We start from the raw sequence: 21448 nt of genomic DNA, 5'->3' as shown, positions 1-21448 counted from the left end.
AGAAGGGGTCAGCGGACGGAGCGGGCGAACTGACGGGCCGACCAGACCAGCGCCGCCAGCGCCACCACGGCCATCAGCGCGATGCTCTGCCACACCGCCGGGTCGCCCGCGTGGCCGGCGAACAGCTCGCGCATGCCGACCACGGCCCAGCTGAAGGGATTCCAGTCGGAGACCCGGCGCAGCCAGAGCGGTGCCAGCGCGAGCGGCAGCAGGGTGCCCGACAGCAGCATCAGCGGCTGCGCCAGGTTGTTGACCAGCTGGCCGAGGACGTCGGGGTTGCTCACCTTGAGCGCGATGCCGTACGAGAGCGAGGCGCTGCTCAGGGTGATCAGGGCCAGCAGCACGTAGGCGAGCAGCAGGTCCGGGATCCGGACGAAGAGTCCGAGCGGCATCGACAGCACGATGATGATGCCCGCCTGGATCACCAGCACGACCACGTCCCGCAGGGCCCGGCCGAGCAGCAGCGCCACCCGGCTGACCGGGGTGACCCTGGCCCGCTCGATGACGCCCGAACCCAGCTCGCCGAGCAGGCCGAAGCCCACGTACAGGCCCCCGCCGAGCGCCAGGGCGACCAGCATGCCGGGCACGTAGATCCGGTAGGCGTCGGCCATCGAGCCCGCGCCCATGGAGGCGAGTGCGGGCTTGAGCAGCGGCGCGAACAGGGCCAGGTAGACGATCGGCTGGGCCACGCCCAGGACGATCGAGAGCGGGGACCGCCGCATCAGCAGCAGGTGCCGCTGGAACATCAGCCAGGTGTCGCGGAGCGTCTTCACGTCGGTGCGCTTCCCAATCGTTCGGTGGGGCCCGTGAGCGTGGGGCCCGTGAGCAGGGTCTCCAGGTGGTCGGCCGCCGCCGGTGCGCCCCCGGCGGCGGCGAAGGACTCCCCCACCCGGCGCGCGGCGGCGCGGTAGGACGGGTCGTCGAGCACGGCCAACAGGTCCGCGCGCAGCGGTTCCGGCCGCACGCTCGCGAACCGGACCCGGCGGCCGGCACCGGTCGCCGCCACCTGGGCGGCGTTGATCGGCTGGTCCCCCTTGATCGGGGCGATCACCAGCGGCACCCCGTGGGCCAGCGCCTCGCAGACGGTGTTCAGCCCGCCGTGGCTGACCACCGCGTCCAGACGGGGCATCAGTTCCAGCACCGGTACGCGGGGGCGGACCAGGACGTGCGCGGGCGGGTCGGGGACGGTGCCGTCCGGTGCCGCCACGATCGCCTGGACGCGGTCGCCGAGCGGGCGCAGCGCCTCGACCACCCGGGCGTGGAAGTCCTGGGCGAGGTCCAGCGACAGGGTGCCCACGGTGACCAGGACGTGGCGCCGGGCGGGGTCCAGCCAGTCCCGGGGGAAGGCGGTGTCCGGCGCCCTCGGCGCCAGCGCGGGGCCGACCAGGACGGCGTTGGGCGGCCACTCCAGCGGGCCGGTCAGGGCCTCGCCGGTGAAGCCGAGCAGCAGGTGCGGGGAGAACCGCAGGTCGTGCGGCGGCTCGCCGGGCAACCCCGCGGCGGTCCAGATCGCCGCCAGCCGCTGCCGGATCCACGCCTCCACCTTGGGCAGGGCGCGGTACGGGCGGGTGAGTTCCATGGTGGTCGGCGCCATCGAGGCCCAGGGCAGCCCGGCCCGGTGGGCGGCGAGCGCACCGGCGACCGCGTGCTGGTCCACGGCCAGCACGTCGGGACGGAAGGCGGCCACCGCGCGTTCGATGCCGGGCAGCGTGCTCTTCGCGTGCGGGACGATGTAGCCGTCCCAGCGGGACTTGGCGGCGGCCATGCCCCGGTCGGCCTGGCCTCGGTGGGCCCGCAACGGGATCGGGGCGATCGCGGCGTCGGGGCCGAGCAGCGGCCGCAGGAAGGACTCGGAGCCGGCCCACAGCACCTCGTGCCCGCGCGCGACCAGTTCCGCGGACACGGCGGCCAGCGGGTTCACATGGCCGGTCAGCGGCAGCGAGACGAAGAGGTAACGGCCCATCAGGAACCGGGCCCGGCAGCTGCGGTGGCGACGTGGGCGGCCACCTCTCCCATGGTCAGCGCGATGATCCGGTCGATGTCGAGCCCGGCCACGTACCCGACCAGGTCGACCCGGTCCCCGTAGTGGCGGCGCAGCGCCAGGCTCCAGGCCGCCAACTCGTGGCTCTCCACCAGGAGTTCGCCGTCGATCCGGGTGTCAGCGCCGATGCCGTCCAGCCAGGCCCGGTCCTCGCCGACGACCTCCCGGAGGAGTTCGGCGATCGGGCGGAGCAGGCTCACCGCTCCGGCCGGGAGTCCGGCCGCGGCTTGGTGGCCCGCAGCGCGCCGTACGTGATGACGCCGGTGTCGAAGCCCTTCTTCATCAGCGGTCCCGCGTGGAAGAAGCCGAGGACGTCCACTCCGCGCTCGCGGGCCAGGTCGCGCATCGCCGCCGGCCCCCGCTCGAACTCCCGGATCTGCGCGAAGCCGGGGTCCCAGGAGTTGGCGACGGCACCACTCCAGTCCACCGTGGCGACGTCGGTGAAGCCGGCCGCGCGGGCCAGCCGCTCGTGCTCCTCCAGGGAGGAGAAGTCGGGCATCACCTGGTGCAGCAGGATCTGCCGGACGAGTTCCCGCTCGTCCTCGTCCAGTTCCCCGTCGCGGACCGACCAGGTGGCGACGGCGAGCGTGCCGCCCGGGCCGAGCAGCCGCAGCGCCTCGGCGAAGAAGCCCTGCCGGTCCGCGATGTGCATCAGGCTCTCCAGTGCCCAGACCACGCCGAAGGACTCGTCCGGGTAGCCGGTGCCGAGCGCGTCCAGCTGGTGGAAGCGGGCCCGTTCGGCGACGCCCGCGGCCCGCGCCTTCTCGTTGGCACGGGCGGCCTGCCGGGCGCTGAGGGTGACCCCCTCGACGGTGCAGCCCAGCGCTCCGGCGAGATGCAGCGCCGGTCCGCCGATGCCGCAGCCCACGTCGAGCACCCGCGATCCGGCGGGCACGGCGGCGTAGTCGACCAGTTCACGGACCAGCCGGTCGGTGGCCGCGTGCCGGTCCGCCCCGTCCGGGCCCGGAACTTCGCCCGGATCCCAGAAGCCGTGGTGGACGTGCTCGCCCCACAGGTCCTCGTACAGGTCGAGGGTGATGTCGTAGTAGCGCTCCACGGCCGTGTTGAGGCCGGAGCCGATTGTTGGTTCCACTTGGCCGATCCTCGAAAAGTTGGCATGAATGCGTACAACAAGGCAGCCGGAAAGGACGTCGGAAAGGAAACCCGCAAGGCCGAATTGGTCTGATCCACTGCGGGACGCGCCCACCGGACCCGCCGCCCGTAAGCATGCGGAAGGAACACCGCCTCTGCGGCGGCGTCGAAAGGAGCGAGCCGCCTGGCCAGGGCGGCAAGTGCGGCTGACGGCCGATCAGGAGCTGGCAACGACCTGCTGAACCACGGAAGTTGACCAACCGGCGGTCACACTAGTGGGGGAGCGTACTCTCGTCAACGCACCAAACAAACACATCTGCCCGACCCGATCCCGGGGCCGGCGAGTTGCGGAAAACCGCCGCGAGTCCCGGGTCTTGACACCGGGCAATTCAGCGTCGAAAGTTCGGCATGGGAATTTCTTCAGCCCCTTTGGCATGACCCGGGAAGAGGTTCTGGTTATCCAATGAAATCTGCCGCCACAACCCCGCTGAGCAGGGTGGGAGCGCTCCCACTCGACCCCTCCTGGGTCGACGAGCTCCTCCTGCGCGGCACCGGCACCGAGCCCTGCCTCTTCTTCGACGAACCGGTCAGCCGGGACGAACTGCGCCGGCTGGTCCGGGCCCGTCAGGCCGCGCTGTCCGCAGCCGGCTTACGCCGGGGCGGCTCGGTCGCCCTGCACCTGTCCCCCTCGCTCGCCCTGGTCACCAACCTGCTGGCGAGCTGGCGGATCGGGGCCCAGGCCGCCCTGCTCGACCACCGGCTCACCCCCTTCGAGACCGACCGGGCCCTCGCCCGGCTGGAACCTCAACTGGTGGTGTCGGCCGCCCAGCCGGTCGGCAGCGGCCCGGCCCGCGGCTTCCACCAGCAGCGGGAGGTCCTCACCACCCACCCGGGCCGCCCGGCCCGGACCTCGCACGCGCTCGTCCAGCTCAGCTCGGGCTCGACCGGCCCGTCGAAGATCATCGGCCGTACCGCAGCCGACCTGGTCGCCGAACTCGACCGGTACGCCCGGATCGACGGGGTGCCCGGGGCCGGCGAGCGGATCGTCTCGCTCGCCTCGATGGTGCACGTCCTGGGCCTGGTCGGCGGCCTGCTGCACTGCCTGCACGCCGGGGTACGGCTCGCGTTCCCGCAGCGGCACACGGCGGAGGGCATCCTCGCCACGGTCGCGGCCGGCCCCGAACCGACCACCCTGCTCGGCGTGCCGTTCCACCTCGAACTGCTCAGCTGGGTGACCGAACCGCCTCGGCTCCCCCAGCTCACCGGCATGACCACGGGCGGGGAGCTGGTCCGGGCCCAGGTCCACGACGCCTTCGTGGACCGCTACGGCATCCGCCTCGGCAGCATGTACGGGATGACCGAGGTCGGCGTCATCGCCACCGACCTGTTCGGCGCGCACCGGCCCGAACTGACCCCGGCGCCCGGCATGGAACTGCGCGCGGTCGACGGCGAACTGCTGGTCGCCGCAGGGCAGTCGCCCTATCTCGACCACGGCCGGACCGACGCCACGGGCCCGACCCGCTGGGCCGACGGCTGGCTGCACACCAAGGACGGCGGCGCGGTCGGCGCCGACACCGGACGGGTCCGGGTGCTGGGCCGGCTGGACTCGCAGGTGTCGATCGGCGGCCTGAAGGTCGATCTCACCGAGGTCGAACACACCCTCGCCGCCCTGCCGGAGGTGACCGCCGCGGTCGTCGTCTTCGGGACCTCGATCGAGGCGTACGTCGTGCTCGGCGAGGGTGGCACCGCCGAGCGGATCGAGGCCCGGCTCGCCGAACGGCTGGCGGCCTACAAACGGCCCCGCCTCCTCCACGTCGTCGACCGACTGCCGCGCACCGCCACCGGGAAGCTGGTCCGCGACCGGACCGCCCTGAGCGGCGCCGGCCGGCCGCAGCGGCAACCCACCCAGGAACAGACCGATCGAAAGGGAAGTAGCAGCGATGTCCACTGAGGAGATCCGCGCGTTCGTGCTCGCCTCGCTGAGCGAGATGAACTACGACGTCACCGGCGTCGACGACGACACCTTGCTCGGTCCGGCCGGCGCCGACCTCGAGTCGCTCTCGCTCGCCGAGCTGGGCGTCCGGGTCGAGGAGCGGTTCGGCGTCAGGTTCGACGACGACGAGGCCGAACTGCTCGGCACCATGACGGTCGGTGAGTTCGGTGCGGCCGTGGCCGCCCGGCTTCGCTCCGCACCGGCCGCGGGCCACTGAGCGTGCCGGCCGCACCCGGGCGGGACGAGGTGGTCGCGATGCTCGCCGGATTCGGCGACCGCGCCCCCGAGGAGGTGCCCGAGGGCATCGACTCGATGGAGCTGGCCTGGCTGGTCCATCAGCTCGAGCAGCGTTACGACCGGCACTTGGACGACGACACCCTGGCCCGGATGACCACCGTCTCCGGCGTGATCGACGTGCTCGGCGAGCTCCACCAGTGATCCCCCTACGACTCCGGAACGAGGTGACCGAGATGACTGACACCGTGTCAACTGCCCGTCGCGGCCCCCGCTCCGTGGTCGTCACCGGGGCCGCCGTGCTCAGCGCCCTCGGCCGGGGCGTCGAGCCGCTACTGACCGCCGCGCTCGACGGCACACCGGCGTTCGCGCCGGTGCAGCGCTTCGACGTGTCCGGCCGGCGGGTCGGCCGGGCCGCGGCGCACCCCGGTTCCCCCGTCCTGGCCGACGAGTTGGACCGCGCCGTCGGTGAAGCCTGCGACCGAGCCGGACTGTCCGCCGCCCAGCGCGCGGACTGCCCGCTGCATCTCGCCGTGCACGGCGATCCGGCGCTCGCCCGGGTCCCCGCGCCGGACCGCCCCGCCCACGGCGCGGACGCGTTCGCGGAGGCCGTCGCCCGGCGGGCCGGGCTGTCCGGTGGCTCCCGCGCCTACACCTCCGCCTGCGTGGCCTCGGGCACCGCCGTCGCCGACGCCGCCTCGGCGGTCGCCCGCGGGCAGGCCGACCGGATCGTGGTGGCGGCCGGCTACCTGGTCGAGGCCGACCAGTTCGCGGTCTTCGACGCGGGCCGGGCGCTCGCCCGCGACGGGCAGGTGCGTCCGTTCAGCTCCGGCCGGACCGGGCTGCTGCTCGGCGACGGCGTGGTCGCCGTGGTGGTCGAGGCCGCCTCGGCGGCCCGCGCCCGGCGGGCCAACGCCCTTGCAGTGCTGGCAGGTTGGGGACGCGCGGGCGACGCCTACCACGTCTGCCGGCCGCGGCCGGACGGCGCCGGACTGGCCCGGGCGATCACCGACGCCCTGCACCGGGGCCGGGTCGGCCCGGAGCGGATCGGCTATGTGAACGCCCACGGTTCGGGCACCCCGATCGGCGACACCGCCGAGGCCGCCGCCCTGCACCGGGCGCTCGGCGAAAGCGCCGCGACGGTGCCGGTCAGCTCCACCAAGTCGGTGCACGGCCAGGCCCTGGAGGCCGGCGCCCTGCTCGAACTGGTCGTCACCATCGCGGCCCTGCGGGCCGGGCGACTGCCGGTGAACGCGGGCTACCTCGGCGCGGACCAGACCTGCCCGCTGAACCTGGTCCTCGGCCGGGCCGCGGCCACCGGTACCGACCACGCGCTGAGCCTCAGTACGGCCTTCGGCGGAGCGAACACCGCACTCCTGGTCGGTACGCCGTGATCATGACCTCGACCGCACCCGCCACCGTCGCCGCCCTGACGGCGGCCGCCTCGGCGGCGGGACTGCGAGTGCTGGCCTCGGCGGAGTGGCCGGAGTCGGCTCAGGACCGGGTCCCACCGGCGATCGCCGGGTTCGTGGTCTCCTCGTACAGCCCACTCGCCGCCGAGACGGCCCGCCGCTGCCTGCTGCGCCGCCCCTCCCCCCAACGGCCGGTCACCGCCGTGGTGTTGGCGGGCCCGCTGGGCGATCTCACCGGTGCGGTGCACGTCGCCGAGGCCGTGGACACCGGCGGCCGGATCGGCCCGCTGCTGTTCTTCCAGGCCGTCCCGAACGCCGTCGCCGGGCACCTGGCCGCGCAGTGGCAGCTGACCGGGCCGGTGGTGTCCGTCGGCGACACCGCCGCCGGACTGGCCGTCACGGCCCTGCTGCTCGCCGACGGGGACGCCGACGAGGCCCTGCTGATCCGCGTCGACCAGGCGCACGTCCCCGGTGGCCTCGACCGCGCCGCCGCCGTCCTGCTCGGCCGCAAGCAGGAACCACAGCACGAGGGAGCACAGCCATGAGCCACGGACGGGCGGACGTCGTCGTGAGCGGGATGGGCCTGGTGACCCCGGTGGGCTCCAGCGCCGACGAGGTCATGGCGGCGATGTGCGAGGGCCGGTCCGGACTGGTCCGGCCGGACCCCGAAGGACCGCTGGCCGGCTCGCTGGAAGTGGCCGGCTTCGCCCCGCCGATCGACCCCGCCTCGGTGCTGCCCGCCCCCGAGACCCGGCTGGTGGACCGCTGCGTCGTACTGGCCATGCGGGCCGCGGCGGACGCCTTGGCCGACGCCGGCATCGAGGTGGGCCGCGACGTCGACCCGTACCGGATCGGGGTGATCCTGTCCGGGACCGGCGGTCTCGCCACCCTGGAGTCCCAGGTCGTGCTGCGGACCCAGCGCGGCCGACTGGGCGTCAGCCCGTACCTGCTGCCCGCGATGCTGCCCAACATGAGCTCGGCCCGGGTCGCGATCCGGCACGGCATCCGCGGCTACAGCTCCGCCATCGGCACGGCCTGCGCGGCCGGGGCCCAGTCCGTCGGGGAGGGGCTGCGGCTGCTGCGCGCCGACGAGGCCGACGTGGTGGTGGTCGGCTGCGGCGAGGCGCCGCTGTTCCCCACCCTGGCCGACACCTTCGGCAACGCCCGTGCGCTGGCCCGTGGTTGGGCCGACGACCCGACCGGCGCCAGCCGACCCTTCGACCGCCGCAGGAACGGGCTGGTGCTCGGCGAGGGTGCCGGTGTACTGGTGCTGGAGCGCGCCGAGCACGCGGACGCCCGCGGCGCGGCCGGGTACGCCGACCTGCTCGGCTGGGGCGCGACCAACGACGCCCACCACCCGACCACCCCGCACCCCGACGGCGAGGGCGCCGCCGCCTGCATGCGGCAGGCCCTGCGCAGCGCCGGGATCGGCCCCGAGGACGTCGGCTACGTCAACGCGCACGGCACCGGCACCCGCCTGGGCGACCTGGCCGAGGCGGTCGCGATCCGCAAGGTCTTCGGCGGGTACGCCCCGCCGGTCAGCGCGACCAAGGCGGTCACCGGCCACCTGCTCGGCGCCTCCGGGGTGGTCGAGTCGGCGGTCTCCGTGCTGGCGCTGCGCCGCGGACTGCTGCCGCCCACCCACAACCTCGACGACCCCGACCCGGCCTGCGATCTCGACCACGTCCGCAAGGGCCCGCGCCCGGCGCCGGGGATCCGCCACGTCATGTCGAACTCGTTCGGGTTCGGCGGCCACAACATCAGCCTGGTCTACGGCCTGCCCAGCACCCGGCTCGCCAGGCGGGTCTGACACACCGTCGAAACAGAGAAGGAACGGCTACCGCAAATGGACTTCCTCGGCGTCGATCATGTCGAGTTCTACGTGGGTGACGCGCGTCAGGCGGCGTATCTCCTGTGCTCCGGCTTCGGCTTCCGCCTGTACGGCCAGGGCGGTCCCGAGACCGGCCTGCCCGGGCAGCGCAGCCTGCTGCTGGGCCAGGGCGACTGCCGGGTGCTGCTGACCTCGGGTCTGACGCCGGATCACCCGGCGGTGGAGTACGTCGCCCGGCACGGCGACGGCGTGGCCGTGATCGCCTTCGGCACCCGGGACGCCACCGCCGCGTACACCACCGCGGTGGCCGGCGGCGCGACCGCGGTCAAGGCACCCAGGGCGTACGGCTCCATGGTCACCGCCACCGTCTCCGGCTTCGGCGACGTGGTGCACCGGCTGGTCGAACGGCGCGGCGCGGCAAGCGAGTTCCTGCCCGGCGTGCTCGAACTGCCGGACCTCCCACCGATGCCGGAGCCGGAACTGCTGCTGAGCATCGACCACGCCGCGGTCTGCGTACCGGACGGGCAGCTCGACCGCACCACGGAGTACTACCGCAAGGCCTTCGGCTTCGAGGTGATCTTCGAGGAGTACATCGAGGTCGGCACCCAGGGCATGTTCTCCCAGGTGGTCCAGAGCCCCGGCGGCGGCATCACGCTCACCCTGATCCAGCCGGACCTGAGCCGGTCCCCCGGCCAGATCGACGACTTCCTGGCCTGGCACGGCGGCCCCGGCGTCCAGCATCTGGCCCTGACCAGCCGCGACATCGTGGGAGCCGTCGACACCCTGGCGGGACGCGGCATCGGCTTCGCGCGCACCCCCGACGGGTACTACCGCGCGCTGGCCGGGCTTCCGGCCGACCGGCTGCGCACGCGCGGCATCCTGCTGGACCGCGACCACTGGGGTGAGCTCTACCAGATCTTCGCCACCTCGATGCACGTGCGGCGGACCTTCTTCTGGGAGCTGATCGAGCGTCACGGCGCCCGCACCTTCGGCACCAGCAACATCCCCGCGCTGTACGAGGCCAAGGAGAGGGAGCTCGCGCGATGACCACCACCCGGACCCTGCGGTTCGAACTCACCGACCAGGAACTGGCGTTGCTGCCGGACGCCGACGACATCGCCTTCTACGCCGAGCACGGCTGGTACCTGACGAAGAAGCTGTTCACCGACCAGGAGGTGGACCGGCTGGCCGCCGCGAGCGCGGACTACTACGCGGGCGCGCGCAGCCGCGTCCTGCCGGTCCTCCCTCCCCGGCTGGCGGCCTGGCGGCCCTCGGACGGGCCGGTCCAGCGCCACAACGACTACGTCCACTACGAGAGCGACCCGATCGCCAAGGTGCTGTGCAAGCCGCTGCTCGGAGCGGTGGCCGCGCTGCTGGCCGGGGTGGACGAGATCCGGGTGTTCCAGTCGACGCTGATCCTCAAGCCGGCGGTCGTCGGCGAGCCCAGCAACATCGTGCCCTGGCACTTCGACAAGCACTACTGGTCCACCTCGACCTCCGAGCGGATGCTGACCGCGTTCGTCCCCTTCCACGACTGCGACGAGGAGATGGGCACGCTCACCGTGGTGGACGGCAGCCACCGGTGGCGGGAGACGGGTCGTCAGGACTCGATGACCCGTCACTTCGCCGACCGCGACCGGGCCGACCTGGAGCGGGTGCTCGCCGAGAACGCCGCCTACAACGGCGCGGTGATCCGCAAGGTGCCGCTGGTCATCCCCAAGGGCCACCTGAGCTTCCACCACTGCCGGACCTACCACGGCAGCGGGCCCAACCGCAGTGACCGGCCGCGCCGCGCGGTCTCCTTCCACCTGCAGGACGGCGCGAACGAGTACCGCGACTTCGCGCTCAGCGACGGCAGCCCGGCCGCGTACAACCACGACGTGCTGGTCCGGCGGCTGCCGGACGGGCGGCCCGACTACGCGGACCCGGCGTACTGCCCGGTGCTCTGGCAGGGGGCGGTCCACCGTGGCTGACGTACCGTCCGCCGCCCTCTACCGCACCGTCGCGCTGATCCGCGGCTTCGAGCAGCGGGCGATCGAGCTGGTCAGGTCCGGCGTGGTGCTGGGCGGCATCCACCCGTACACCGGCCAGGAGGCGATCGCCGCGGGCACCTGCGCGGTGCTGCGCCCCGAGGACGTGATCACCAGCACCCACCGCGGCCACGGCCACGTACTGGCCAAGGGTGCCGACCCGGCCCGGATGATGGCCGAGTTGGCGGGCCGGACCACCGGGCTGAACCAGGGTCGCGGCGGCTCGATGCACGCGGCCGACTTCGGGGTGGGCGTGCTCGGCGCGAACGCCATCGTCGGCGCGGGCGTGCCGATCGCGGCGGGCGCCGCCTGGGCGTTCCGGCGGGCGGGCTCGGACCGGGTCGCGGTCGGCTACTTCGGCGACGGCGCGGTCAGCCAGGGCGTGGTGCTGGAGACCTTCAACCTGGCCGCGCTGTGGCGGGTGCCGGTCGTCCTGGTCTGCGAGAACAACGGCTTCGCGACCTCGATGCGCACCGCCGACACGGTGGCCGGCAGCATCCTCGGCCGGGCCGCCGCCTTCGGCATCCCGGCCCGCGCGGTGGACGGGACGGACCCGGAGGCGGTCCTCGACGCCACCGCCGAGGCGGTCGCCCGGGCCAGGGCCGGCGGGGGCCCGACCCTGCTGGAGTGCACCACCTACCGCTTCGACGCCCACCACACCTGGGAGCACACCGCCCGCCCGCGCTACCGGACCGACGCGGAGGTCGCCGCCGGACGGACCAGGGACCCGCTGGAGATCCAGGGCGCGCGCATCCCGGCCGCCGCCCGCGCCGCGATCGACGCGGAGCTCGGGTCGCTGCTCGACCACGCGGTCCGGTACGCCCGCACGGGCCCGCACCCCGACCCGGCCACCGCGCTGGACCACCTCTACGCCACCGGCCTGCGCGGCCGGGCGGGGGCGCGCTGATGCCGAAGCTCTCCTACCTCAAGGCGCTGAACCGCGCGATCGGCGACGAGATGGACCGCGACGGGGCCGTCTGCGTGTTCGGCGAGGACGTCGGGGTGGCCGTCACCCACGCCACCGCCGGACTGCTGAAGCGCTTCGGCCCGGACCGGGTGCTGGACACGCCCATCTCCGAGCAGGCGTTCACCGGCTTCGCCACCGGCGCCGCGCTGGCCGGGCTGCGGCCGCTGATCGAGTTCCAGATCCCGGCGCTGCTGTTCCTGGTCTTCGAGCAGATCGCCAACCAGGCGCACAAGTTCTCGCTGATGACGGGCGGTCAGACCCGGGTGCCGGTGACCTACCTGCTGCCGGGCTCGGGCTCCCGGGAGAGCTGGGCCGGCCAGCACTCCGACCACCCGTACAGCCTGTTCGCCCACGTCGGCGTGAAGACGGTGGTGCCGGCCACCCCGTCCGACGCGTACGGGCTGCTGGCGACGGCGATCCGGGACGACGACCCGGTCGTGGTCTTCGCCCCCTCCGGCGCGCTCGGGGTCCGCGAGGACCTGGACTTCGACCGGCTGGTCCCCGTGCCGCTCGGGGTCGGCCGGATCCACCGCAGCGGCAGTGACGTCACCGTGGTGGCGGTGGGTCACCTGGTCCACGACGCCCTGGCGGTGGCCGAGGAGCTGGCCGGCTCGGTCTCGGTCGAGGTCTTCGACCCGCGCTCGCTGTTCCCCTTCGACTGGTCCGGGCTGGCCGCGTCCCTGGAGCGGACCGGGCGGCTGGTCGTCGTCGACGACTCCAACCGGAGCTGCGGCATCGGCGCGGAGATCGTCGCCACCGCGGCCGAGGAGATGCGGCTGATCGCGCCGCCCCGCCGGGTCACCCGGCCGGACGGCGCGGTGCTGCCCTTCGCCCGGGCCCTCGACCTGGCCTGCCAGCCCACCCGGGCCCAGCTCAGAACGGCGGTCGAGCAGGCGGTCAACGGACACCCCTCAAGGAGCGCAGAGTGACGGGCACCAACACGGGCACCAACATCAGAGCGCGGCTGGCCGCCGACCCCGGCCTCGGCGCGGGCAACGTGCTGCCCAAGCTGTTCGAGCACGGGGCCGACCCGGACGGTCCCGGCGCCGCCTTCGACCTCCCGGTCGACGGGTACCCGACCGGGCAGGGCCTGACCCTGGGTCAGCTCCGCGAGCGGGTGGCGGCCAGGGCGGCCTGGTGGCACGAGCAGGGCATCGGCCCGCGCGACCCGGTCGCGGTGTACGTGTCCGGCTCGGCGGACTGCCTGCTGAACTTCCTGGCGCTGACCTGGCTGGGCGCGATCCCGGCACTGGTGAACCAGTACGTCCCCGGCGACATCGCCGCCGAGTACATCCGGCGGCTGCGCGGCGTCGGGCTGCTCACCGACCCGGAGCACCGGGCCCGGCTGGCCGGCCAGGACCTCGGGGTGCGCGTCCACGGCGACACCGCCGCGCCCGGCACCGGGGATCCGGCGCGGGCCCCCGCGCCGTACCGGCACCACGCCGACGACCCGATCGCCATCACCCACTCCTCGGGCACCACCCGGATGCCCACCGCGGTCGTGCACTCGCACGCCAGCCTGTTCGCCGCCACCCGGCTGTTCCGGCTGGCCGCACCCCGGGCCCGGGGCGCGGCCCGGATCCTCAGCGCGCTGCCGGCCGCCCACGCCGCCGGGGTCTCGGCGCTCAACCTGGCCCTGTGCCAACGCAGTGAGCTGCTGTTCCTGTCCACCCAGAACGACGGCGCGGCGGTGCTGGACGCCATCGAGGGCTGGCGGCCGACCGGGGTCTTCGGCTTCGCGGCCACCTGGGCCCAGCTGGCCCGCCACGACCTGAGCAGCCGTCAGCTGGACTCGGTAGCCCTGTGGTTCAACACCGGCGACTGCGCGCACGAGCCGCACATCCGCCGGCTGGTCGCGGCCGGCTCCCGGGAGACCGTCACCCGCGAGGGGATCCGGCGGGTCCCCGGGTCCAGCTTCGTCGACGGCCTGGGCTCCACCGAGATGGGGCACTCCGCTTTCCACCTCACCCACGGCACCGACACCGAGCGGTACGGGCGCTGTGTCGGGGTGCCGCACGGCTTCGCCGAGGTGGCGCTGCTGGACGTGACCACCGGCCGCGAGGTCCCGGTCGGCGAGGTCGGCCACTTCGGCCTGAAGGCGCCGACGCTGGCCCCCGGGTACTGGAACGACTCGGGCGCCACCTACCGCAACCGGCTGAACGGCTACTACCTGACGGGCGATCTGATGTACCGGGACGCGGAGGGCTACTACTTCCACGTCGACCGGGCGGTCGACGCTGTCGACCTGGGTGGGGGCGAGTGGCTCTACACCGCGATGAGCGAGGAGCGCATCCTCGCCAACTGCCCCGACGTGCACGACTGCACGGTGGTGTCGCTGGAGATCGAAGGCCGGGTCGTCACCGACGTCCTGCTCGCCCTGCACACCACCGCCGACCCGGACGCCGACCGCACCCCGGCGGTCCGCGCCGCGCTGACCGACGCCGCGGCGGCGACCCTGCGCCGGGTGGTGGCCGTCCCGGAGTCGGAGCTGATCGTCGGCCCGACCGGCAAGGTCCGCAAGTTCCTGATGCGGCAGCGGCACCGGGCCGGGACGGCGGCGCTCTGATGGGCGGTCAGGCCGAACGGGTGACCGTGCACTTCGCCGGGGACGGCGCGGGCGTCGACGAGCTGTCCTGGGGGATGTGGGAGATCTGGCACGCGATGGTCGGCCAGCACAGCTCGCTGCCCATCGGCGGCCGGACCGCGCTTCCCGCCGGCACCACCGTCGCCGACGTGGCCGAGGAACTGCGCTACCTGATGGGCCGGTTCCCCTCGATGCGGACCCGGCTCAGGATCGACCCGGCGGGCCGCCCCACCCAGCAGCTCTTCGACTCCGGCAGCACCACGCTGGAGGTCTACGACGCCGGGGACGCCGACCCCGACCAGGTCGCGAGCGAGGTCGAACAGCGCTACCGCTCCACCCCCTTCGACTACACCGACGAATGGCCGGTCCGGATGGCCGTGGTGCGCCGGGACGGCCGGGCCACCCATCTGATCAGCATCATGAACCACCTGGTCACCGACGCCGCCGGCGGGGCGATCATGCTCCGCGAGGTACGGCAGCGGTCCACCGCGCCGGTCACCGGCCTGCAGCAGCTGGAGCAGGCCGCCTGGCAGCGCTCACCGGCGGGGCAGCGGCAGAACGACCAGGCCCTGCGGCACTGGGAGCGGGTCCTGCGGGCGATACCGGCCCGCCGGTTCCCCCCGTCGGCGGACCCGCGCACGCCCCGGCACTGGACCGCCGAGTTCCACTCCCCCGCCCTGCGGCTCGCGCTGCCGGTGATCGCCGAACGAACCGGCACCGACAACCGGACCGTCCTGCTCGCTCTGTACGCGGTCGCGCTGCACCGGGTCACCGGCGTCGGTCCGGTGGTGCTCCGACCCGTCGTCAACAACCGCTTCCGGCCCGGCCTGAGCGAGGTGGTGTGCATGGTCGCCCAGGCCGGCGTCTCGGTCCTGGAGATCGGGGACGGCACCGTCGACGAAGCGGTCGAACTGACCCGGCGCGGCACCATGGCCACCCACAAACACGCCTACTTCCACCCGGAGCAGCTGAACGAGCTGCTCGCCCGGGTCTCCGCGGAGCGGGACGAGGCCGTCGACGTGCAGTGCTTCTTCAACGACCGCAGCACCGACGGGCCGTCGGCGGAGGACAGCCCACCCAGCGGCCGGCGGCTGCGGAGGGCGCGGGCCGAGAGCGCGTTCCGGTGGGTCCGCCGCAGTGAGATCGCGACCGACGCGCTCATGGTCAGTTTCGACGACGCCCCCGGCGGGCTGCTGATGGAGATTCAGACGGACACTCATTACTTCTCCCCCGGTGACGCCGAGGCGCTGGCCCACGGTCTGGAGGCGGTCGCGGTCGAGGCGGCCCTCGATCCGGCTACGCCCGCCCGGGTGCCGTCCGGCGCACGGCCGTCGGGGCGGCTCCGGTGACCGCGCTGCTGGAGGTGGCCGACCACCTGCCGCCAGGCCGGGTGCCGATCGAGGAGCTCGCCGGGGACTTCGGGCTGACCCCGATGCAGGTCAGGATCTTCCGCCGCTACCACCGGCTCGGCGAGGTGGCCCGCGATCCGCACGGCAGCCTGCTCGACCTGCTGCGCGGCGCGGCCGCCGGCCTGGACGCCCTGCGCGGCCGGGAGCACCGGGTCCGCTACGTGCTGCATGCCCGTACCTTCCCGACCGTGGTGCCCTACCCGCACGACCCGGTCCGGGAGTTGTGCCGGGAGCTGGGCCTCGACCGGGCGACGGTGTTCGCGGTCGGCCATCACGCCTGCGCCTCGGGCCTGTTGGCCATCGACGTGGCGGGCCGGCTGCTCGCCGCCGACGCCGACCCCGACGGCCTCGCCCTGGTCCTGGCCGGGGAGAAGGCGTTCACCCCCGAGGCCGGGATGGTCCCGGACACCTCCTTCTTCGGCGAGGGCGCCGCGGCCTGCCTGGTCTCCCCCACCGGTGACCGCGACCGGGTGCTGTCCTACGCCGCCGACATCCGGGGCGAGTTCGACACCGAAGAGCCGGAACGGGCCCTGGAGTTCCAGCGGATCTACGCCGACGCACTGGCGGCGGCGGTCCTCGCCGCCGTCGGACGGGCCGGGCTGACCATGGACGCGATCGGGGTGATCCTGCCGCACAACGTCAACAGTGTGGCCTGGCACCAGGTCTGCCGCATCCTCGGCTACCCCCGCGAGCGGGTGGTGCTCGACAACGTGGCGACGGTCGGGCACGTCTTCTGCGCGGACAACCTCGTCAACTACCGGACGGCACGTCAGCGCGGGCTGCTCCGGCCGGGCGAGCCCTACGTGATGGCCGCCGCGGGCGCCGGACGCGGCGCCACCTTCGCCGCCATGGTCCTCCAGCACTGACCACCCACCCCCGAAGGATCCACCATGACCGAGCACGACACCACCGGCCCCGCGCTGCGCGAGCGGCTGGTCGACACCATCTGCACCCTGCTCCCGCACGTGCTGAAGCGCGAGGTCACCGGGGCCACGGCCGACACCACGCTGATGGCAGCCCTCGGGATGAGCTCGACCACCGGACTCGAACTCATCCTGGAGCTGGAGGACCGCCTCGCGGTGGAGATCAGCGTCGAGGAGCTCGGCCGGGACGACTTCAGCACGGTCGGCTCGCTGGCCGACTACGTCGCCGGGAACCTGCTCCCGGAGGCGTGATGTTGCGTACCTTCGTACCAGCAACGGTAGTTGACGGACCATCAGTTCACTGGGGTATCCGCCGCACCGTACGGCTGGCCTTCCCGGAACCGGCGGCGCTGGCCGACGACCCCGTCCACGCCGAGCGCCTGCGGCGTTACCTCACCGACCTGCTGCGCCCGTACGGACGCGAACTCGACCCCGGTCCCTTTCGGGGCCAGTCCTACGGCGAGATGGCCGAGGCGCTGATCCGCGCGACCGTGCCCGCAGGCGAGTCGGTCGACCTGCTGGTGCTCGCGTACTCCGTCCCCGACCTCACCCCGGGACGCGCCACGGCCAGCTATCTGAGCCACGTCTGCCCCGGCACCCCGATGGCCTTCGCGGTCAGCGACCATGGCTCCGCGAGCGCGTTCACCGCACTGCGACTGGTCGACGCCTACGCGCGCTCGGGCGGGCTCCGGCGGGCGCTGCTGCTGGTGGTCGAACAGGACGCGCTGCCGTACGACCCCGGAGTCCCGGTCACCGTCCCGGCCGAAAGCCGAGGCGTAGCCCTGCTGTTCGGCGAACCGCTGCCGGGAGAACGGGTGGCCAGGGTCACCACTGCCCTGGCCGAGGAGTCGAGCAGCACCGACCCGTGGTGGGAGCTGGCCGGCGAGGTGCCCTTGTGACCCCACTCCACCTGGAGGATTACCGGGACCTGGCGCAGCATCAACTCGACCATAAAACCTGGGACTTCGTCGAAGGAGGCGCCGGAGCCGAGCGCACCCTCGGCGCCAACCGGCGCGCCTTCGCCCGGGTGACGCTGCGCCCCAGGGTGCTGGTCGACGTCTCCGCCTGCGACACCGGGACGGAACTCCTCGGCGCCCGACTGGCCACCCCGGTCGGCGTCGCGCCCACCGCCTACCACCGCCTGCTGCACCCCGACGGCGAGCTCGCCACCGCCCGGGGCGCCGGGACGGCCGGGGCGCTCTACGTGGTCAGCGTCTTCGCCAGCCGCACGCTGGAGGACATCGCCGCCGAGGCCGCCGGCCCGCTCTGGCTCCAGCTGTACTGGCTGCGCCGCCGCGAGGTGCTGGCCGCCCTGGTCGACCGGGCCGCCACGGCCGGCTACCGCGCGATCGTCCTGACCGTGGACGCACCGCAGTTGGGACGGCGCCACCGGGACGCCCGCAACGGTTTCGCGATCCCAGCCGGCATCTCCGCCGTCAACCTCGGCCCGGCTCTGATGGCTTCCGCCCACCGTTCCGCCGCCGGCCGCTCGGCGCTGGCGGTGCACACCGCCGAGGCCGTCGACCCGTCCGTGACCTGGGCCGACCTGGCCTGGCTGCGCGAGCGCAGCACGCTGCCCCTGGTCCTGAAGGGCATCCTGACCGCCGAGGACGCCGTGCTCGCCGTACAGCACGGGGCCGACGCGATCGTGGTCTCCAACCACGGCGGCCGCCAACTCGACGGCGCGGCAGCCGGCTTGGACGCCCTGGCCGAGGTGGTGGACGCGGTCGGGGCCGCCGCCTGCCCGGTGCTGTTCGACGGCGGCGTCCGCAGCGGCACCGACGCCTTCGCGGCGCTCGCGCTGGGCGCCCGCGCGGTCCTGCTCGGCCGCCCGGTCCTCTGGGGGCTGGCCGTGGACGGCGCCGCCGGGGTGGCCGGCGTGCTCGGCCTGGCCACCGAGGAGCTCGCCCACACCATGGCCCTCACCGGGCGCCCCGCCCTGTCGGCCGTCGACCGGTCGGCCGTCACGCTCGGCACCGCGCTGTGAGGGACGGCCTGGCCCGCGAGGACCTGCACGCGTCGGTGTCCGACCCGGCCTCGGCGTCGATGAACTTCCTGAACGAGGTCTCGGCCCGCTTCCCCGACGCCATCTCGCTGGCGGCCGGACGGCCGTACGAGGGCTTCCACGGCACCGATGACCTGCACCGCTACCTCCGGACCTACCTCGCCCACCTGGAGCGGCTCGGCCTCGACCCGGAGCAGCGGCAGCGCCACCTGCTGCAGTACGGCCGGACCAACGGCCACCTCGGCCCGCTGATCGCCCGGATGCTCGCCCAGGACGAGGGCATCGAGGTCCCCGAGCAGGCCGTGATGGTCACCACCGGCGCCCAGGAGGCCATGGTCGTCGCGCTGCGCGGGCTGTGCGCGGGGCCCGGCGACGTGGTGCTCGCCGTCGAGCCCTGCTACGTCGGGTTCACCGGCGCGGCCAGGCTGCTCGGCATCGAGGTGGTACCGGTGCCCGAGACGGCGGACGGCCTCGACCCGGAGACCGTGCTCGCGGTCGCCCGCGCCGTCCGGGCCGGTGGCCGCCGTCCCCGCGCCCTCTACCTGGTGCCGAACTTCGCCAACCCGTCCGGGGCCTCGATGCCGGTGCCGGCCCGGCGGCGGCTGCTGGAAGTGGCGGCGGAGGCCGACCTGCTGGTGCTGGAGGACGACCCGTACGGGCTGTTCGGGCTGGACGACGAGCCCCGGCCCGCGCTCAAGGCGCTGGACACCGGGCAGCGGGTGGTCTACCTCGGCTCCTTCGCCAAGTCCTGCTTCCCCGGCGCCCGGATCGGATTCCTGGTCGCCGACCAGTCCGTGATCGACCGTCAGGGCCGGCGGACGCTGCTCGCGGAGGAGCTGTCCACGGTGAAGAGCCTGCTCACGGTGAACACCTCACCGGTCGCGCAGGCCCTGGTCGGCGGCTTCCTGATCGAGTCCGGGTGCAGTCTCAGGACCGCGCTCCAGGAGAAGACCCGGTTCTACCGCCGCAATCTGCGCACCCTGCTGACGGCACTGGAACAGTCCTTCGCCGACCAGCCGGGGGTCCGCTGGAACGCGCCGGACGGCGGCTTCTTCGCGGTGGTCGAGGTGCCGTTGACCGCTGACGAGGGCCTGTTGGAGATCTCCGGCCGCGACTACGGGGTGCTGTGGACCCCGATGAGCTTCTTCCACGCCGGCGACGGCGGGCGGCGGGCACTCCGGCTGTCCTGCAGCGCGCTGGAACCGGCGCAGATCGAGGAGGGCGTACGCCGACTCGCCCAGCTGGTCAGGGACCGGGCGGAGCCACGGTGACGGGCACTCAGGACACCGTCCGGCTGTGGCTGGTGCCCGATCAGCAGCCCGGGCCTGCCCTGGCGGACCTGTTCGCCGTACTGGACCCCGGCGAGCGGCTCCGCGCCGAGGGCTACCGCTCGGCGGACGACCGTCGCCGGTTCGTCGTCGCCCACGGCGCGGTCCGCCACATCCTCGCCCGGCGACTGGGGGTCGCGCCGGAGGAGCTCCGCTGGCGGCACGGTCCGCACGGCAAGCCCGAACTGACCGGCCGTCACACCGGGGCCGAGGTCAACCTCTCCCACTCGGACACCGTCGCCATGGTCGCGGTCTCCGCCTCCCGCCGGGTCGGCGTGGACGTCCAACGGGTGCTGCCACGGCTGGACGCCACCGCCATGGCGGAGCGCTACTTCCCGCCCCAGGAAGCCCGCTTCGTCCGGGCGGCAGCAAATCCGGCCGACCGGGCCGACCGCTTCGCCCGGCTCTGGGCCCGCAAGGAAGCCCTGGTCAAGGCGCACGGCGGCCGACTGACCCAGGCGCTGCGGATACCGCTGTACGACAGTGACGCCGGGACCGGCGAGCACCCCGAGGACGCCTGGGCGCACGACTACCGCGTCACCGACGTCGCCGCGCCGCCCGGCTACCGGGCAGCCGTCGCCCTGTCCGGCACCGAGACCTTCCGGGTGACCCTGCGCCGTTGGACCTGGCCCGACCCCACCACCCTGTGATGAACGGAGCACCACCATGCCCCTGGACCCCCAGCTCCAGGCCCTGCGCGAACAGCGCGCCCGCAACGGCGCAGCCCCCCTCTACACCCTGTCGCTGAAGCAGGCCCGAGCAGCCGACCTGGCCTCGATCCGGGCCACCGGCGGCAGTCCCCGCGCCCTGCACGAGGTGACCGACCGTCACCTCCCGGGCCCCGCAGGCCAGTTGGCGGTCCGCATCTACCGGCCCAGCGCCGAACGGCCGCTGCCCGCGCTGCTCTACTACTTCGGCGGCGGGTGGACCCTCGGCAGCATCGACACCTCCGACGTGCTCTGCCGCGACCTTGCCGCCGCGACCGGCTGCCTGGTCGTCACCGTCGGCTACCGGCTCGCCCCCGAGCACCCGTTCCCGGCGGCGGTGCACGACTGCCACGCGGCCCTCCGCTGGGTCGCCGACCACGCCGAGGAGCTGGGCGCCGACCCGGCCCGGCTCGCGGTGGGCGGCGACAGCGCCGGCGGCAACCTCGCAGCCGCGGTGACCCTGCTCGCCCGCGACCTCGCCCTGGCCGCGCAACTGCTGGTCTACCCCAACACCGACCAGCTGGCCGACGACGCGTCGATGCGCGCCAACGCCGACCCGTGGCTGTTCAACCACCACTCGGTGGCCTGGTACGGCCGGCACTACCTGACCGCCCCCGAGGACGCCGGGAACCCGCTGGCCTCCCCGCTCCGGGCACCCGACCTGAGCGGGCTGCCCCCTGCCCTGGTCCTCACCGCCGAGTACGACCCCCTGCGCGACCAGGGCGAGGCCTACGCCGCCCGGCTCGCCGCCGCCGGAGTGCCGGTGGAACTCACCCGCTACCCCGGCATGGCCCACGGCTTCTTCACCATGACCGGCACCGTCGACGCCGCCCGCACCGCCAACCGCCAGGCGGCCCGCTTCCTGCGCGACCGCTTCGGCGCGAGCTGACGC

The 21448-nt window shown here is 73.9% G+C and carries 23 protein-coding genes; 19 read left to right on the top strand and 4 right to left on the bottom strand.

Going from position 1 to position 21448, the window contains the following annotated elements; all coding sequences use genetic code 11:
- Window positions 1-8: 8 nt before the first annotated feature.
- The 4 genes from F4556_RS32615 to F4556_RS32600 are packed head-to-tail and all read right to left on the bottom strand — an operon-like array spanning window position 9 to window position 3134.
- Entirely contained in the window at window positions 9-773 is a 765-nt protein-coding gene (locus tag F4556_RS32615; protein WP_184922597.1) for an ABC transporter permease, read from the bottom strand.
- On the bottom strand, window positions 770-1963 hold the full coding sequence (locus tag F4556_RS32610; protein ID WP_184922595.1) for a glycosyltransferase: 1194 nt from the start codon (window positions 1961-1963) through the stop codon (window positions 770-772). Before F4556_RS32610 ends, F4556_RS32615 begins: the two co-directional genes overlap by 4 nt.
- Window positions 1963-2241 (bottom strand): acyl carrier protein, encoded by a 279-nt coding sequence (locus tag F4556_RS32605; RefSeq protein WP_184922593.1) that lies wholly within the window; start codon window positions 2239-2241, stop codon window positions 1963-1965. Before F4556_RS32605 ends, F4556_RS32610 begins: the two co-directional genes overlap by 1 nt.
- The gene (locus F4556_RS32600) at window positions 2238-3134 is read right to left on the bottom strand and encodes a methyltransferase domain-containing protein (RefSeq protein ID WP_184922591.1); all 897 of its coding nucleotides are present in this window, start codon (window positions 3132-3134) and stop codon (window positions 2238-2240) included. The genes F4556_RS32605 and F4556_RS32600 overlap by 4 nt, the downstream gene beginning before the upstream one ends.
- A 495-nt stretch (window positions 3135-3629) precedes the next feature.
- Here F4556_RS32600 and F4556_RS32595 point away from each other — a divergent pair, with 495 nt between their 5' ends.
- Genes F4556_RS32595 through lipP1 form a run of 19 tightly spaced genes read left to right on the top strand, consistent with a single transcriptional unit; the run spans window position 3630 to window position 21445 of the window.
- Window positions 3630-5084: a class I adenylate-forming enzyme family protein gene (locus F4556_RS32595; RefSeq protein WP_313068962.1), complete on the top strand. Its 1455-nt coding sequence runs from the start codon at window positions 3630-3632 to the stop codon at window positions 5082-5084.
- Entirely contained in the window at window positions 5074-5343 is a 270-nt protein-coding gene (locus F4556_RS32590) for an acyl carrier protein (protein ID WP_184922587.1), read from the top strand. The genes F4556_RS32595 and F4556_RS32590 overlap by 11 nt, the downstream gene beginning before the upstream one ends.
- A 2-nt stretch (window positions 5344-5345) precedes the next feature.
- On the top strand, window positions 5346-5564 hold the full coding sequence (locus tag F4556_RS32585) for an acyl carrier protein (protein ID WP_313068960.1): 219 nt from the start codon (window positions 5346-5348) through the stop codon (window positions 5562-5564).
- Window positions 5565-5596: 32 nt separating this feature from the next.
- A complete protein-coding gene (locus F4556_RS32580) occupies window positions 5597-6754 on the top strand; it encodes a beta-ketoacyl synthase N-terminal-like domain-containing protein (protein WP_184922585.1) in 1158 nt (385 codons plus the stop codon).
- A 2-nt stretch (window positions 6755-6756) separates the two neighbouring features.
- A complete protein-coding gene (locus tag F4556_RS32575) occupies window positions 6757-7317 on the top strand; it encodes a hypothetical protein (RefSeq protein WP_221503754.1) in 561 nt (186 codons plus the stop codon).
- Window positions 7314-8582: a beta-ketoacyl-[acyl-carrier-protein] synthase family protein gene (locus F4556_RS32570; RefSeq protein ID WP_184922583.1), complete on the top strand. Its 1269-nt coding sequence runs from the start codon at window positions 7314-7316 to the stop codon at window positions 8580-8582. Before F4556_RS32575 ends, F4556_RS32570 begins: the two co-directional genes overlap by 4 nt.
- A 36-nt stretch (window positions 8583-8618) precedes the next feature.
- Entirely contained in the window at window positions 8619-9650 is a 1032-nt protein-coding gene (hppD, locus tag F4556_RS32565) for a 4-hydroxyphenylpyruvate dioxygenase (RefSeq protein WP_184922581.1), read from the top strand.
- Window positions 9647-10576 (top strand): phytanoyl-CoA dioxygenase family protein, encoded by a 930-nt coding sequence (locus tag F4556_RS32560; protein WP_184922579.1) that lies wholly within the window; start codon window positions 9647-9649, stop codon window positions 10574-10576. Before hppD ends, F4556_RS32560 begins: the two co-directional genes overlap by 4 nt.
- Window positions 10569-11540, top strand: a complete 972-nt coding sequence (locus F4556_RS32555) for a thiamine pyrophosphate-dependent dehydrogenase E1 component subunit alpha (RefSeq protein WP_184922577.1) — start codon at window positions 10569-10571, stop codon at window positions 11538-11540. Before F4556_RS32560 ends, F4556_RS32555 begins: the two co-directional genes overlap by 8 nt.
- Window positions 11540-12529, top strand: a complete 990-nt coding sequence (locus tag F4556_RS32550) for an alpha-ketoacid dehydrogenase subunit beta (RefSeq protein ID WP_184922575.1) — start codon at window positions 11540-11542, stop codon at window positions 12527-12529. The genes F4556_RS32555 and F4556_RS32550 overlap by 1 nt, the downstream gene beginning before the upstream one ends.
- Entirely contained in the window at window positions 12526-14166 is a 1641-nt protein-coding gene (locus F4556_RS32545) for a class I adenylate-forming enzyme family protein (RefSeq protein ID WP_313068958.1), read from the top strand. Before F4556_RS32550 ends, F4556_RS32545 begins: the two co-directional genes overlap by 4 nt.
- Window positions 14166-15533 (top strand): condensation domain-containing protein, encoded by a 1368-nt coding sequence (locus tag F4556_RS32540; RefSeq protein WP_184922573.1) that lies wholly within the window; start codon window positions 14166-14168, stop codon window positions 15531-15533. The genes F4556_RS32545 and F4556_RS32540 overlap by 1 nt, the downstream gene beginning before the upstream one ends.
- Entirely contained in the window at window positions 15530-16459 is a 930-nt protein-coding gene (locus F4556_RS32535) for a 3-oxoacyl-[acyl-carrier-protein] synthase III C-terminal domain-containing protein (RefSeq protein ID WP_184922571.1), read from the top strand. Before F4556_RS32540 ends, F4556_RS32535 begins: the two co-directional genes overlap by 4 nt.
- 24 nt (window positions 16460-16483) lie before the next feature.
- Window positions 16484-16768: an acyl carrier protein gene (locus F4556_RS32530; RefSeq protein ID WP_184922569.1), complete on the top strand. Its 285-nt coding sequence runs from the start codon at window positions 16484-16486 to the stop codon at window positions 16766-16768.
- Window positions 16768-17415, top strand: a complete 648-nt coding sequence (locus F4556_RS32525; RefSeq protein ID WP_184922567.1) for a hypothetical protein — start codon at window positions 16768-16770, stop codon at window positions 17413-17415. The genes F4556_RS32530 and F4556_RS32525 overlap by 1 nt, the downstream gene beginning before the upstream one ends.
- A complete protein-coding gene (locus F4556_RS32520; RefSeq protein ID WP_184922565.1) occupies window positions 17412-18503 on the top strand; it encodes an alpha-hydroxy acid oxidase in 1092 nt (363 codons plus the stop codon). The genes F4556_RS32525 and F4556_RS32520 overlap by 4 nt, the downstream gene beginning before the upstream one ends.
- Window positions 18500-19792 (top strand): aminotransferase-like domain-containing protein, encoded by a 1293-nt coding sequence (locus F4556_RS32515; protein ID WP_313068956.1) that lies wholly within the window; start codon window positions 18500-18502, stop codon window positions 19790-19792. Before F4556_RS32520 ends, F4556_RS32515 begins: the two co-directional genes overlap by 4 nt.
- Entirely contained in the window at window positions 19789-20499 is a 711-nt protein-coding gene (locus F4556_RS39585; protein WP_184922563.1) for a 4'-phosphopantetheinyl transferase family protein, read from the top strand. The genes F4556_RS32515 and F4556_RS39585 overlap by 4 nt, the downstream gene beginning before the upstream one ends.
- Window positions 20500-20515: 16 nt before the next feature.
- Window positions 20516-21445 (top strand): LipP1 family hormone-sensitive lipase, encoded by a 930-nt coding sequence (gene lipP1, locus F4556_RS32505; protein WP_184922561.1) that lies wholly within the window; start codon window positions 20516-20518, stop codon window positions 21443-21445.
- The last annotated feature ends 3 nt before the right edge of the window (window positions 21446-21448 follow it).

This window comes from Kitasatospora gansuensis (genome assembly GCF_014203705.1).
In the GTDB taxonomy this organism is placed as follows: domain Bacteria; phylum Actinomycetota; class Actinomycetes; order Streptomycetales; family Streptomycetaceae; genus Kitasatospora; species Kitasatospora gansuensis.
The sequence above is the reverse complement of the archived record's forward strand: the minus strand, read 5'-3'. Positions and strand labels throughout refer to the sequence as shown.

What these genes read in the sequence shown, in the direction of transcription:
- lipP1 (WP_184922561.1), top strand. Translation starts at nt 20,516, where the DNA reads ATGCCCCTGGACCCCCAGCTCCAGGCCCTGCGCGAACAGCGCGCCCGC.
- F4556_RS32580 (WP_184922585.1), top strand. Translation starts at nt 5,597, where the DNA reads ATGACTGACACCGTGTCAACTGCCCGTCGCGGCCCCCGCTCCGTGGTC.
- F4556_RS32590 (WP_184922587.1), top strand. Translation starts at nt 5,074, where the DNA reads ATGTCCACTGAGGAGATCCGCGCGTTCGTGCTCGCCTCGCTGAGCGAG.
- F4556_RS32610 (WP_184922595.1), bottom strand. Translation starts at nt 1,963, where the DNA reads ATGGGCCGTTACCTCTTCGTCTCGCTGCCGCTGACCGGCCATGTGAAC.
- F4556_RS32550 (WP_184922575.1), top strand. Translation starts at nt 11,540, where the DNA reads ATGCCGAAGCTCTCCTACCTCAAGGCGCTGAACCGCGCGATCGGCGAC.
- F4556_RS32575 (WP_221503754.1), top strand. Translation starts at nt 6,757, where the DNA reads ATGACCTCGACCGCACCCGCCACCGTCGCCGCCCTGACGGCGGCCGCC.
- F4556_RS32560 (WP_184922579.1), top strand. Translation starts at nt 9,647, where the DNA reads ATGACCACCACCCGGACCCTGCGGTTCGAACTCACCGACCAGGAACTG.
- F4556_RS32530 (WP_184922569.1), top strand. Translation starts at nt 16,484, where the DNA reads ATGACCGAGCACGACACCACCGGCCCCGCGCTGCGCGAGCGGCTGGTC.
- F4556_RS32525 (WP_184922567.1), top strand. Translation starts at nt 16,768, where the DNA reads ATGTTGCGTACCTTCGTACCAGCAACGGTAGTTGACGGACCATCAGTT.
- hppD (WP_184922581.1), top strand. Translation starts at nt 8,619, where the DNA reads ATGGACTTCCTCGGCGTCGATCATGTCGAGTTCTACGTGGGTGACGCG.
- F4556_RS32570 (WP_184922583.1), top strand. Translation starts at nt 7,314, where the DNA reads ATGAGCCACGGACGGGCGGACGTCGTCGTGAGCGGGATGGGCCTGGTG.
- F4556_RS32540 (WP_184922573.1), top strand. Translation starts at nt 14,166, where the DNA reads ATGGGCGGTCAGGCCGAACGGGTGACCGTGCACTTCGCCGGGGACGGC.